This is a genomic window from Streptomyces sp. NPDC003035 (assembly GCF_042888285.1).
GTDB lineage: Bacteria > Actinomycetota > Actinomycetes > Streptomycetales > Streptomycetaceae > Streptomyces.
Window position 1 is genome coordinate 98,980 of record NZ_JBIAPJ010000010.1, and the last position, 12,809, is coordinate 111,788.

Annotated in this window: 13 protein-coding genes; 6 read left to right on the forward strand and 7 right to left on the reverse strand. The window is 72.0% G+C overall.

Annotated features, from left to right (window positions below; all coding sequences use genetic code 11):
• Positions 1–52: 52 nt before the first annotated feature.
• Entirely contained in the window at positions 53–598 is a 546-nt protein-coding gene (locus ACFYV5_RS29355) for a TetR/AcrR family transcriptional regulator (RefSeq protein WP_389173332.1), read from the reverse strand.
• Positions 599–683: 85 nt separating this feature from the next.
• Positions 684–2,438: an acetyl/propionyl/methylcrotonyl-CoA carboxylase subunit alpha gene (locus ACFYV5_RS29360; protein WP_389173334.1), complete on the reverse strand. Its 1,755-nt coding sequence runs from the start codon at positions 2,436–2,438 to the stop codon at positions 684–686.
• A 353-nt stretch (positions 2,439–2,791) separates the two neighbouring features.
• Between ACFYV5_RS29360 and ACFYV5_RS29365 the strand changes: the two genes are divergently transcribed.
• Positions 2,792–3,226 carry a hypothetical protein gene (locus ACFYV5_RS29365; protein ID WP_389173336.1) on the forward strand — a complete coding sequence of 145 codons (435 nt, stop codon included), beginning with the start codon at positions 2,792–2,794 and terminating at the stop codon, positions 3,224–3,226.
• Positions 3,227–3,247: 21 nt separating this feature from the next.
• Here the strand turns inward: ACFYV5_RS29365 and ACFYV5_RS29370 are convergent, their stop codons facing one another.
• From ACFYV5_RS29370 to ACFYV5_RS29380, 3 genes are all read right to left on the reverse strand, one after another.
• Positions 3,248–3,853 carry a nucleoside triphosphate pyrophosphatase gene (locus ACFYV5_RS29370; protein WP_389173338.1) on the reverse strand — a complete coding sequence of 202 codons (606 nt, stop codon included), beginning with the start codon at positions 3,851–3,853 and terminating at the stop codon, positions 3,248–3,250.
• 87 nt (positions 3,854–3,940) lie between these two features.
• Entirely contained in the window at positions 3,941–4,069 is a 129-nt protein-coding gene (mmpB, locus tag ACFYV5_RS29375) for a morphogenic membrane protein MmpB (protein WP_355105510.1), read from the reverse strand.
• Positions 4,070–4,139: 70 nt separating this feature from the next.
• Complete coding sequence (locus tag ACFYV5_RS29380) at positions 4,140–4,778, reverse strand: TetR/AcrR family transcriptional regulator (protein WP_389173340.1); 639 nt, start codon at positions 4,776–4,778, stop codon at positions 4,140–4,142.
• 69 nt (positions 4,779–4,847) lie between these two features.
• Between ACFYV5_RS29380 and ACFYV5_RS29385 the strand changes: the two genes are divergently transcribed.
• Positions 4,848–6,212: an MFS transporter gene (locus ACFYV5_RS29385; protein ID WP_389173342.1), complete on the forward strand. Its 1,365-nt coding sequence runs from the start codon at positions 4,848–4,850 to the stop codon at positions 6,210–6,212.
• Between the two features lie 99 nt (positions 6,213–6,311).
• Here ACFYV5_RS29385 and ACFYV5_RS29390 read toward each other — a convergent pair whose 3' ends face one another.
• Together ACFYV5_RS29390 and ACFYV5_RS29395 are read right to left on the reverse strand one after the other, a co-directional pair.
• The gene (locus tag ACFYV5_RS29390) at positions 6,312–6,524 is read right to left on the reverse strand and encodes an acyl-CoA carboxylase epsilon subunit (RefSeq protein WP_389173344.1); all 213 of its coding nucleotides are present in this window, start codon (positions 6,522–6,524) and stop codon (positions 6,312–6,314) included.
• Positions 6,525–6,542: 18 nt separating this feature from the next.
• A complete protein-coding gene (locus ACFYV5_RS29395; RefSeq protein WP_355105516.1) occupies positions 6,543–8,135 on the reverse strand; it encodes an acyl-CoA carboxylase subunit beta in 1,593 nt (530 codons plus the stop codon).
• Positions 8,136–8,268: 133 nt separating this feature from the next.
• Here ACFYV5_RS29395 and ACFYV5_RS29400 point away from each other — a divergent pair, with 133 nt between their 5' ends.
• The 4 genes from ACFYV5_RS29400 to ACFYV5_RS29415 all read left to right on the forward strand — a co-directional run bounded on the left by ACFYV5_RS29400 (position 8,269) and on the right by ACFYV5_RS29415 (position 12,690).
• Positions 8,269–9,120 (forward strand): biotin--[acetyl-CoA-carboxylase] ligase, encoded by an 852-nt coding sequence (locus ACFYV5_RS29400; protein ID WP_355105518.1) that lies wholly within the window; start codon positions 8,269–8,271, stop codon positions 9,118–9,120.
• Positions 9,121–9,275: 155 nt separating this feature from the next.
• Positions 9,276–10,415, forward strand: a complete 1,140-nt coding sequence (locus tag ACFYV5_RS29405) for an adenylate/guanylate cyclase domain-containing protein (protein WP_355105520.1) — start codon at positions 9,276–9,278, stop codon at positions 10,413–10,415.
• Positions 10,416–10,651: 236 nt separating this feature from the next.
• Positions 10,652–11,449: an enoyl-CoA hydratase/isomerase family protein gene (locus ACFYV5_RS29410; protein WP_389173347.1), complete on the forward strand. Its 798-nt coding sequence runs from the start codon at positions 10,652–10,654 to the stop codon at positions 11,447–11,449.
• Positions 11,450–11,562: 113 nt separating this feature from the next.
• Positions 11,563–12,690, forward strand: coding sequence for a diguanylate cyclase domain-containing protein (locus tag ACFYV5_RS29415; protein ID WP_389173349.1), 1,128 nt, complete (start codon positions 11,563–11,565; stop codon positions 12,688–12,690).
• Positions 12,691–12,809 lie beyond the last annotated feature (119 nt).

Below are 12,809 nucleotides of genomic sequence, written 5' to 3' on the forward strand. Positions count from 1 at the left end.
GTCACGGGCTCGACGTCATGCGCTCGACGTCATCCCCGTCTCCTGCGGAGCGTCAGGCCCTGAGGCCCCGTAGGGTCAGTTCGAGCAGCCGGTCCGGCAACCCCGCGTCCTGCGGGCTCTGTTCGGCGGCGAGCACGATGGCGTGGGTGAGCTGCATCAGATCGCCGATGGACACGTCGGCGCGCACCGTGCCCGCCTCCCGGGCGCGGGACAGCAGGATCTCGCCGGTCGCACGCAGCGGCACGTCGCACTGCGCGAGCGCCGAACTCGCGTCCCGCGAGGCCGACATGAGTGCCCGCGCGAAGCCCCGGTACTCACCCGCGTGGGTGATCAGGGCGCGCAGCCACTCCACGAGCGCCGGGCACGGCTCCTCGGCCGCCGCGAGCTCACGGCCCCGTTGGAGCAGCGCGGCCAGGGCCTCCTGGAAGACGGCGCTCACCAGCGCGTCGCGGGTGGGGAAGTGCCGGTACAGCGTGCCGATGCCGACTCCCGCCCGGCGGGCTACATCCTCCAGCGAGGCGTCCGTACCGTGCTCGGCGAAGGCGGCCCGGGCCTCGGTCAGCAGCCGCTCGTGATTGCGGCGCGCGTCGGCGCGCATGGGGGCTCCTCGGTTCGGCGAAGGGCCCGCAGGCGGTGTGCCTGCGGGCCCTTCCCAGCGTACAAACGGCGGATGCCGTCGGTCGTCAGTCCTTGATCTCGCAGATCGCGGCGCCGGAGGTGATCGACGCGCCGATCTCGGCCGCCAGGCCCTTGACGGTGCCGGAGCGGTGCGCGTTGAGCGGCTGCTCCATCTTCATGGCCTCCAGGACGACGATCAGGTCGCCCTCCTTGACCTCCTGGCCCTCCTCGACGGCCACCTTCACGATGGTGCCCTGCATCGGGGAGGCGAGGGTGTCGCCGGAGGCCGTCGGGCCGGACTTCTTCGCGGCACGGCGCTTCGGCTTGGCGCCGGCGGCCAGACCCGTACGGGCCAGGGACATGCCGAGCGAGGACGGGAGCGAGACCTCCAGGCGCTTGCCGCCGACCTCGACGACGATCGTCTCGCGGCCGGACTCGTCCTCCTCGGCCTCGGAGCCCGCCGGGGCGAACGGCTTGATCTCGTTGACGAACTCGGTCTCGATCCACCGGGTGTGGACGCGGAACGGGTCCGCCGTGAAGGCGGGGTCGACGACCACGGCCTGGTGGAACGGGATGGCCGTGGCCATGCCCTCCACCTTGAACTCGGCCAGGGCGCGGGCGGCGCGCTGGAGCGCCTGCTCGCGGGTGGCGCCGGTGACGATCAGCTTGGCCAGGAGCGAGTCCCAGGCCGGGCCGATGACCGAGCCGGACTCGACGCCCGCGTCCAGGCGGACACCGGGGCCGGACGGCGCGGCGAAGGTGGTGACGGTGCCGGGCGCGGGCAGGAAGTTGCGGCCCGGGTCCTCGCCGTTGATACGGAACTCGAAGGAGTGACCCCGCACGGCCGGGTCGCCGTAACCCAGCTCCTCGCCGTCGGCGATCCGGAACATCTCGCGGACCAGGTCGATGCCGGTGACCTCTTCGGTGACCGGGTGTTCCACCTGGAGGCGGGTGTTGACCTCCAGGAAGGAGATCGTGCCGTCCACGCCGACCAGGAACTCGACCGTGCCGGCGCCGACGTAGCCGGCCTCCTTCAGGATCGCCTTCGAGGCGGCGTACAGCTGGGCGTTCTGCTCCTCGGAGAGGAACGGCGCGGGGGCCTCCTCGACGAGCTTCTGGTGGCGGCGCTGGAGCGAGCAGTCACGGGTGGAGACGACGACCACGTTGCCGTGGGAGTCGGCGAGGCACTGGGTCTCGACGTGCCGCGGCTTGTCCAGGTAGCGCTCGACGAAGCACTCGCCGCGGCCGAAGGCGGCGACGGCCTCGCGGACGGCGGAGTCGTAGAGCTCCGGCACCTCTTCGAGGGTGCGGGCGACCTTCAGACCGCGACCGCCACCACCGAAGGCGGCCTTGATCGCGATCGGCAGCCCGTGCTCCTCGGCGAAGGCGACGACCTCGTCGGCGCCGGAGACCGGGTCGGGCGTGCCGGCGACGAGCGGGGCGCCCGCGCGCTGGGCGATGTGACGGGCCGCCACCTTGTCGCCGAGGTCACGGATGGCCTGCGGCGGCGGGCCGATCCAGGTCAGACCGGCGTCGAGCACGGCCTGGGCGAACTCGGCGTTCTCGGAAAGGAACCCGTAGCCGGGGTGGATCGCGTCCGCGCCCGAGTCCTTCGCCGCCTGCAGCACCTTGGCCATGTCCAGATAGCTGGCGGCCGGGGTGTCACCGCCCAGAGCGAACGCCTCGTCGGCCGCGCGGACGTGCAGAGCGTCCCGGTCCGGATCGGCGTAGACGGCTACGCTGGCGATCCCGGCATCCCGGCAAGCACGGGCGACACGGACAGCGATTTCGCCACGGTTGGCGATGAGCACCTTGCGCACGATGGCTCCCTCCTTGAAACAAGCTGAGTTTAGGGACTGCCGACACGGCACTTCGACCCGTCCCCAGTGGTGAGCTTGCCCACACGGAGCGTGATACGAGGCTTGCTCGGGTCGTGAAATCCCTTGTCGTACCACGGTACGCAGGGTTCCTCTACGGCACAGTAGCTCCGAGGTGTGGCACAGGTCTCTGTTCGGGGGACCAGTCGCCGACGAGGTTTCTTTGTGGAGTCCCTACGAATGGCGCAATGATTCTTTGCCTTGTCATCCGTACGTGCGGACCCTTGTCCGGAGGTTTACCCGGCAGTAGCCTTCGCGCTGTCATCCGTACTGCAGGTAACAGCCATACACAGGGGGTGGCCCAGGTGGCCCGCAGACCGATAGCTCTCGTGACGGCGGCGGTGCTGTTCCTGGAGGCGCCGGGCATCGTCGCGCTCAACGCCGTCATGGCCCGGTTCGTCGAGGTCCAGTCGATGTCCCTCGACGGCCTCGACCCGGACCACATGGTGACCGGCACATGGGTGCTCGGCATCGTCTCCGGCCTGCTGCTCGCGCTGTGCGCCACCGTCGCTCTCCTCGCCGGCGTCCAGGACCGGCGCCCCGGGCGCGCCGGGCGGGCCCTGCTCGTCGGCTGCGCCGTCGTGCACGGGGTGCTCGGCGCGGTGACGGTCGGTCTGATCGGCTGGGGGGCCTTCGCGTTCATGACCGTGGTGCTGGGTCTGATCGTGCTGACCCTGGTGGCGTACGGAAAGGGCACCGACGCCCTGGAAGAGGCGCCGGCGCCCGCGTAGGCCCGGAGCACCGGATGAGGTTCACTCCCACAGATCGGTGATCGAGACCCCCAGCTTGCCGAGCAGGGTGCGCAGCAGGGGCAGCGACAGGCCGATCACATTGCCCGGGTCCCCGTCGATGCCGTCGATGAACGGCGCCGAGCGGCCGTCGAGCGTGAACGCGCCCGCCACGTGCAGCGGTTCGCCGCTCGCCACGTACGCGGCGATCTCGGCGTCCGTCGGCTCGCCGAAGCGGACGACGGTCGAGGCGGTCGCCGACTCGTACCGCTTGGCCGCCGTGTCGTACACGCAGTGACCCGTCTGGAGGATGCCCACCCGCCCGCGCATCGCCTTCCAGCGCGCGGTGGCCTCCTCGGCGTCGGCGGGCTTGCCGAGCGCCTGCTTGTCCAGCTCCAGGACCGAGTCGCAGCCGATCACCAGTGCACCGAACGCCTCGGGGCGGGCGGCCACGTGCGCGGCCTTGGCCTCGGCGAGCGCGAGGGCGAGTTCGGCCGGGGTGGGGGCGTGCATCTTGTCCTCGTCGACGCCGCTGACGATGACCTCGGGGGCGAGTCCGGCCTGCCGCAGCAGTCCGAGACGGGCGGGTGAGGCGGAGGCGAGCACGACACGGCGGCGATCAGCAGTCATGGGGAAAGCGTAGCCAGTGCGGGCGCCCTCGGGAGCCTTCGCGAGCCCTCAGGTGCTCTCAGAGCTCTCAGGCGCTCTCGGGCGCTCTCAGTGGACGCCGACCACGAACATCGCCACCACCATCGCCAGGGCCAGCAGGATCGACGCGCGGCGCAGCATGGCCTGCATGTCGCGCATCTCCTTCGGCGGCTCGTTCTTCGGGTCGGACCAGAGCATGTCCCGATCCTCCGGCCACGAAGGCCGCGGCGCCTGAGTACCCGTACTCAGGCGCCGCGGTTCAACGGCCTCATGACGGGAGGGTGAACACTCCACCGCCCGCCGCCGTCAGTGCCGCCCGGACCGCTCGCTCCGCGTCCTCGGGCCCCAGCGGCTCGCGCGTGATCATGAAGCGGTAGTAGAGCGGCGCCGAGACGGCGCGCAGCAGTTCGAGGCCGTCCGTGTCCGGTGGGATCTCGCCGCGGGCGGTGCCCCGCTTCACCACCGGGGCCCACTCCTCCAGTCGGGCCCGGTAGAAGCCGTTCAGCGCCTCGGCGCACTCCTCGTCGCAGGCCGCGGCGGCGATGACCGCGCGGAAGACGGCGCCCATCCGCCGGTCGGTGAGGGTCTTGACGACGAGCGCGGCGTTGGCCCGCAGGTCGCCCGCCAGGCTGCCGGTGTCGGAGGCCGGGAGGGACTGCTCCGCCATGTCCCGCAGGAGGTCGGCGACGAGGCCGACCGGGGAGCCCCAGCGGCGGTAGACGGTCGTCTTGCCGACGCCGGCGTTCGCGGCGACATGGTCCATGTTCAGCGCGTGGAAGCCCGCTGTGGCCAGGGCGTCCTCGGTCGCTTCGAGGACGGCCCGGCGCACCTTCGCGGTACGGCCCCCGGGGCGCACGGTGCCGGCGGCGGCCGGCTGACTCTCATTCAAACGGGTCTCCTGTTCCATTAACGGCTCCGACTCTGCTACGGTCCTGGACATCCTAATGGAACCAGAAGCCCATTAAGGGGTCCACTCATGGTCGCCACCGAGCTGTCCACCCGTACAGACGACTCGCCCGCCCGCATGGACGGGCGGATGCGGCTCGTCCTCCTCGTCCTCCTCGTCGCCCAGTTCATGCTGGCCGTCGACTTCTCGATCCTGAACGTCGCACTCCCCGTCATCGGCGAAGGACTCGGCTTCACCCTGGGCAACCTCCAGTGGATCGCCACCGCCTTCGCGCTCGCCGCCGCCGGATTCACCCTCCTCCTCGGGCGCGTCGCCGACATCGTCGGACGCCGCCGCCTCTTCCTGGCCGGCATGGCGCTCCTCGGGATCTCCTCCCTCGTCGGCGGACTCGCCACCAGTCCGGAAATGCTGATGGCCGCCCGCGTCGCCCAGGGCCTCGCCACCGCCGCCGTCACCCCCGCCGGGCTCTCCCTCCTCACCTCCTCCTTCCCGGAAGGACCCCTGCGCGCCAAGGCGCTCGGCCTCAACGGCGCCCTCATGTCGGCCGGCTTCACCACCGGAGCCGTCCTCGGCGGCGTCCTGACCGACGTGCTCTCCTGGCGCTGGGCCTTCTTCGTCAACGTGCCGGTCGCCCTCGCCGTGCTCCTCGTCGCGCCCGTCGTCCTGAAGGAGAGCCGCCCCGCCGTCCGCCCCCGCCTCGACGTCCCCGGCGCGATCACCGTCACCGGCGGGCTCCTCGCCCTCGTCTACGGCCTCACCACCGAACCCCTGGCGCTCCCCCTCGGCGCCGCCCTGCTCGTCGCCTTCTGGTTCGTCGAGCGGCGGGCCGCCTCACCCCTCGTACCCGTACGGATCCTCACGCGCCGCACCGTCGTCCTGGGCAACCTCGCCGGGCTCGTCGCCTTCGTCACCGAGACCTCGCTGGTCTTCCTGATGACGCTCTACCTCCAGGACGTCCTCGGCTTCTCGCCGCTCGCCGCCGGGCTGTCCTTCGGCGTCCTGGGCGCGGGCACGGTCCTCGGCGGGGTGTACGCGTCCCGGTTCATCGGCCGCTACGGCGCCCGCACCGCCCTCGTCGCCGGCGGGCTCCTCCAGGCGGCCGCCACACTCTCCCTCTACGCCCTCGGCGACGACCGGAGCTGGCTCTGGCTGCTGCTCGCCGGCACCTTCGCCGGCGGCGTCGGCAACATGCTCGCCATCGTCGGCTTCATGGTCACCGCGACCTCCGGACTGCCCGACTCCGAGCAGGGGATGGCCACCGGGCTCGCCACCATGACCCAGCAGATCGGCATCACCATGGGTACGCCGATCATGAGCGCCGTCGTGGTCACCTCCACCACGGTCCTCGACGGCATCGGCCTCGCGGTCCTCGTCAACGCCGCGATCGTCCTGGCGGGCGCGGTCCTCTCGGGCCTCTTCCTCCGCAGGACGTGAGCCCGGGATGCCCGTACACCCGGACGCACGAAGGCCGGACCTCCCGCACAAGAGGTCCGGCCTTCGCCGTGGTGCACCTGGTGCACTGCCGGTGAACGCCTACGCCGGCCAGTAGGAGCGCGCCCAGGAGCGCGGCCCCGGGCGGTGCCGTACCTCGCGGGCGATCCGTGACGGGTCCGACCAGCTCTCGGGAACCGCCGGGCCACCGCCGGCCGCGGACGCCGCCGCCGTCGCAGCGGCCCGGGCCTGGACCACCGCCAGTGCGGCGGCCAGCTCCTCCGGGGTCGGGTTTCCTCGTACGACCTTGATCACAGCGACTCCTTGTCAGGTCTAGAGGGGGATGTTGCCGTGCTTCTTCGGAGGCAGGGATTCCCGCTTCGTCCGCAGCTGGCGCAGGCCCTTCACGATCTGCGGGCGCGTGTCCGACGGCATGATCACGCCGTCGATGTAGCCGCGCTCGGCCGCCGTGTACGGGTTGAGCAGCGTGTCCTCGTACTCCTGGATCAGCCGCGCCCGCTCCGCCTCCTGGTCCTCCGCCGCCGCGATGGTGCGGCGGTGCAGGATGTTCACCGCGCCCTGCGCGCCCATGACCGCGATCTGCGCCGTCGGCCAGGCCAGGTTCAGGTCCGCGCCCAGGTGCTTGGAGCCCATGACGTCGTACGCGCCGCCGAACGCCTTGCGGGTGATGACCGTGATCAGCGGGACGGTCGCCTCGGCGTACGCGTAGATCAGCTTCGCGCCCCGGCGGATGATGCCGCCGTACTCCTGGTCCACGCCCGGCAGGAAGCCCGGCACGTCGACGAAGGTGATCACCGGGATGTTGAAGGCGTCGCAGGTGCGGACGAAGCGCGCCGCCTTCTCGCTCGCGTTGATGTCCAGACAGCCGGCGAACTGCATCGGCTGGTTGGCGACGATACCGACCGGGAAGCCCTCGACCCTGCCGAAGCCGGTCACGATGTTCGGCGCGAACAGCGCCTGCGTCTCCAGGAACTCGCCGTCGTCCAGCACGTGCTCGATGACCCGGTGCATGTCGTACGGCTGGTTCGCGGAGTCCGGGATCAGGACGTCCAGCTCACGGTCCTCGTCGTTCACCTCGGTCTCGGCGACCTCGGGGAAGGCCGGCGGCTCGGAGAGGTTGTTCGACGGCAGGTACGACAGCAGGGACTTGACGTACTCGATCGCGTCCTTCTCGTCGCCCGCCATGTGGTGCGCGACACCGGAGGTGGTGTTGTGCGTCCGGGCGCCACCCAGCTCCTCGAAGCCGACGTCCTCACCGGTGACCGTCTTGATGACGTCCGGGCCGGTGATGAACATGTGCGAGGTCTGGTCCACCATCACCGTGAAGTCGGTGATCGCGGGGGAGTACACGGCGCCGCCCGCGCACGGGCCGACGACCAGGGAGATCTGCGGGATGACACCCGAGGCGTGGGTGTTGCGGCGGAAGATCTCGCCGTACATGCCCAGCGCGTTGACACCCTCCTGGATGCGGGCGCCGCCGGAGTCGTTGATGCCGATCACCGGGCAGCCCGTCTTCAGGGCGAAGTCCATCACCTTGATGATCTTCTGACCGAAGGTCTCGCCCAGCGCGCCGCCGAACACCGTGAAATCCTGCGAGAAGACCGCGACCGGGCGGCCGTCGACCGTGCCGTAGCCGGTGACGACACCGTCTCCGTACGGCCGGTTCTTCTCCAGCCCGAAGTTGGTCGACCGGTGCCGGGCCAGCTCGTCGAGCTCCACGAAGGAGCCCTCGTCGAGCAGCAGCTCGATCCGCTCGCGCGCGGTCAGCTTGCCCTTGGCGTGCTGCTTCTCCACGGCACGCTCGGAACCGGCGTGGGTGGCCTCGTCAATACGGCGCTGCAGATCCGCGATCTTGCCCGCGGTCGTGTGAATGTCGATTTCGTGTGGCTGTACCGACTCGGACATCGGGATGCGGCTCCCTGCCTGGTCACGGGGGTTCGTTGGCTACGAATGGGCTACTGCTGGGCTACTGATCCGTAGGGTATCGACGCCGATACGGTTCGGCACTGCGGTCTTTGCCACACCTAGTCTGGCTTGCATGACGTCCTCTCATGGCTCAGGAGGCCCCTGGTCCGACCTGGACCGGCCCCCGCTCAACGCCACCGCACTGCGCCGCGCTCTCGTGCTCCCCGACGGTCTGTGGACCTCGGTCGACGTGGTCGGCACCACCGGTTCCACCAACTCCGACCTGGCCGCCCGCGCCGACGAACTGCCCGAGGGCGCGGTGCTCGTCGCCGAGGAGCAGACCTCGGGCCGCGGCCGCCTCGACCGCAGCTGGGTCGCGCCCGCCCGGTCCGGGCTCTTCGTCTCCGTCCTGTTCAAGCCCGCGGTGCCGGTGCACCGGTGGGGGTGGCTGCCGCTGCTCACCGGCGTCGCGGCGGCGACCGGGCTCGCGAAGTCCGCCGGGGCCGACCTCTCCCTCAAGTGGCCGAACGACCTGCTGGTTTCGGTCGGGGGCGAGGAACGGAAGACCGGCGGCATCCTCGCCGAGCGGGCGGGCGAGGACGCGATCGTCGTCGGGCTCGGCATCAACGTCACCCTGCGCGAGGAGGAGCTGCCCGTCCCGGCGGCGGGCTCGCTGCTCCTCGCGAACGCGGTCTCGACCGACCGGGACACCCTGCTGCGGTCGGTCCTGCGGTCCCTGGAGCACTGGTACGGGGAGTGGGTGCGGGCCGACGGCGACCCCGCGGCCTCCGGCCTCCAGGAGGCGTACGCCGCGGGCTGCGCGACCCTGGGCCGCCATGTCCGGGCGGACCTCCCGGGCGAGCGGATGCTGGAGGGCGAGGCGGTGGCGGTGGACGGCGACGGCCGCCTGGTGGTGGCGACCGAGGGCGGCGGCACGGAGGCCGTCTCGGCGGGGGACATCGTCCACATGCGCGCGCCGGCGTAGAGCGCGTGAGGGGCATCCACGCCGCCCCGGCGGAACAGATGCCCCTCCCCGGGCACGGTTCGGGCGTGAGCTGGCACACACCTGTCGTATCGTGGAGCGCGATCCAGGCGACAGATCGGCAGGGCAGTGGGCAGGGAACGGGCAGGAGGCGGCCGGTGACCGTCGACGACGCGCACAACGGCGGCGAGGCCGAGCCACCGGCGTACCCCACCCCCCACCATGTGGTCGACCACACGGCCGAGCCGACCGACGACCCGCTCGCCATCCGCCTCGAACAGCTCATCCTCGGCGCCGACCGCCGCTACACCCCCTTCCAGGCCGCCCGCACCGCGGGCGTCTCCATGGAGCTGGCCTCCCGTTTCTGGCGCGCCATGGGCTTCGCCGACATCGGTCAGGCCAAGGCGCTCACCGAGGCCGACGTGCTCGCCCTGCGCCGGCTCGCCGGTCTCGTGGAGGCCGGGCTGCTCAGCGAGCCGATGGCCGTGCAGGTCGCCCGGTCCACGGGGCAGACGACCGCCCGGCTGGCCGAGTGGCAGATCGACTCGTTCCTGGAGGGGCTGACCGAGCCGCCCGAGCCCGGCATGACCCGTACCGAGGTCACGTACCCCCTCGTCGAGCTGCTCCTGCCCGAGCTGGAGGAGTTCCTGATCTACGTCTGGCGCCGCCAGCTCGCCGCCGCCACCGGACGGGTCGTGCAGGCGGCCGACGACGAGGAGATGGTCGACCGTCGGCTGGCCGTCGGCTTCGCCGACCTGGTCGGCTTCACCCGCCTGACCCGCCGCCTGGAGGAGGAGGAGCTCGGCGAACTGGTCGAGGCCTTCGAGACCACCTGCGCCGACCTGGTCGCCGCGCACGGCGGCCGGCTCATCAAGACGCTCGGCGACGAGGTCCTGTACGCCGCCGACGACGCCGGTACGGCCGCCGAGATCGCCCTGCGGCTGATCGAGACGCTCAGCCACGACGAGACCATGCCGGCCCTGCGCGTCGGCATCGCCTTCGGCACGGTGACGACCCGCATGGGCGACGTCTTCGGCACGACGGTGAACCTGGCGAGCCGGCTCACCTCGATAGCGCCCAAGGACACCGTCCTGGTCGACGGGGCGCTCGCCGAGGAGCTGACCCGCACCGGCGACGCGCCGGTCTCGGAGACGCAGGCGGCCGAGGAGGCGGCCCGCGCCGAGAAGGAGGGCGAGCAGCCGCCGACGTACCGCTTCGCGCTCCAGCCGATGTGGCAGCGCCCGGTGCGCGGCCTCGGCGTCGTGGAACCCTGGCAGCTGAGCCGCCGCCCGACTTAGGGGGTGCCGGGTGGATCAGGCCGGGCTCGCGGGCTCTGGCACGCACTCCCCCGTAGCCCTTCGGGCACGGGAGGTGCCCCCACGCCGCGTTGTCGTCAGTCGTCGACGCTCCGCGGGGACTCCCTCCTCCGCCTTGCGATCGCACGCACCAGAGTCCGCTCCCTGATCCGGCCTGATCCACCCGGCACCCCCTAAGATCCCCCGTGAACAGTCGTTAACCGGGAGGGTGTGCGGTCATGTCGGACCAGTCGGAGCAGCGTTTTGGTGAGTTCGTCGTGGTTCGGAAGGACGGGTACGTCGCCGAGCTCGTCCTCGACCGGCCCAAGGCGATGAACGCGGTCTCCTCCGAGATGGCCCGCTCCATCGGCGCGGCCTGCGCCGCGCTCGCCGAGGACGCGTCGGTACGGGTGACGGTGCTGACCTCCTCCAACGACCGCGCCTTCTGCGTCGGCGCCGACCTCAAGGAGCGCAACTCCTTCACGGACGCCGAGCTGGTCCGCCAGCGGCCCACCGCCCGGGGCGCCTACACCGGCGTTCTGGAGCTCCCGATGCCGACCGTCGCCGCGGTGCACGGCTTCGCGCTCGGCGGCGGCTTCGAGCTGGCGCTCGCCTGCGACGTGATCGTGGCCGACGCCACGGCCGTCGTCGGGCTGCCCGAGGTGTCGGTGGGCGTGATCCCCGGTGGTGGCGGTACGCAGCTGCTCCCGCGTCGGGTCGGGGCGGCCCGCGCGGCCGAGCTGGTCTTCACGGCGCGCCGGGTGGAGGCCGCGGAGGCGCGCGAGCTGGGGCTCGTCGACCTGCTGGAGGAGGACGCGCGGACGGCCGCCCTGGAGCTGGCCGGACGGATCGCGGCCAACTCCCCGGTCGGGCTGCGGGCCGCGAAGCGCGCCATGCGGCTCGGGCACGGGCTCGATCTGCGGGCCGGGCTGGAGGTGGAGGACGCGGCGTGGCGGTCCGTGGCGTTCTCGGGGGACCGGGCGGAGGGTGTGGCGGCCTTCAACGAGAAGCGGAAGCCCGCGTGGCCCGGTGAGTGAGCACCCGGCACGCTGACTCCGCACGCTAGGGGAAATGTCCCCATTTCATCCATATGTCACTTTCCGTGACGCCTCACCAGTAAAAAAGGATGAAACATCCCTAAGCTGGATGAATGGGAGAGGATGTGCGGCTGCGGGCCGTGGTGGCGCTGGCGCAGGCGATGGCGGCGGCGCACACCCCGCGCGAGTTCTGGCGGGCGGCGGCGCTCGGTGCCCGCGACGGGCTCGATGGGCACTTCGCCGCCCTGTCCGTCTGGGAGCGGGACCACGGGCGGCTGAAGGTGCTGGTGAACGCCGGGGAGCGGGCGGTGGGGGAGGAGGAGTTCCCCGACGCGGAGACCTACCCCGTCCACCAGTTCCCCGAGATCACCGAATTCCTGCACGAGCAGTGGGCGGGCGGCGGTGAGCCCGACGCGTGGGTGGAGACCGCGGGCGACCGGATCCCGACGGGCCGCGTCACCGGGCTCCGCAGGCGGGGGCGTGGCTGCTGTGTCGTCGCGCCGATCGTGCTGCACGGCCGGGCCTGGGGCGAGCTGTACGTGGCGCGGCCGGCCGGGGCGCGGGTCTTCGACCGCGACGACGCCGACTTCGCGGCGGTGCTCGCCGCCGTGGTGGCGGCGGGCATCGCCCAGGCGGAGCGCCTGGAGGAGGTACGGAAACTGGCCTTCACCGACCCGCTGACGGGGCTCGCGAACCGCCGCGCCGTCGACACCCGGCTGGACGAGGCGATCGAGCGGTACCGGACGGACGGGTCCGTGGTGAGCCTGGTGGTCTGCGACCTGAACGGCCTGAAGCGGGTGAACGACACCCACGGCCACGCCGTGGGCGACCGTCTGCTGGAACGGTTCGGCTCGGTGCTCTCGCGGTGCGGGGCGATGCTGCCGGGGGCGCTGTCGGCGCGCCTGGGGGGCGACGAGTTCTGCCTGCTGTCGGTCGGGCCGAGCGCGGACGAGGTGGTGGCGGTGGCGGACGAGCTGTGCGTACGGGCCGGGGAGCTGGAGCTCGGCGAGGGAGTCGCCTGCGGGGTGGCGTCGACGGGCGACCCCATCGGCCCGCTGAAGTCCGCCCGCCGCCTCTTCCGCCTCGCGGACGCGGCCCAGTACCAGGCGAAGGCGGCCCGCTCGTCGAAACCGGTCGTGGCGGGCCGCGACGGCACGGTCATCCCACTCGCCGACGCCCCTCCGGGCGCCCGCGACCGCCGGCGCTTCCGCGACGCGCCGCCGGTGGAGGGCCTGCCGTAGCCTCGCCCGCGGCCTGTCGTCCCGGCCACCTGTCGTGCTCGGCCGGGTGGGCGCGGCAGCGTATGGCGGGGGGTCATGCGCCCTCGTGCGCCGGGCGGACGGTGGCCGGCCCGTCGGGC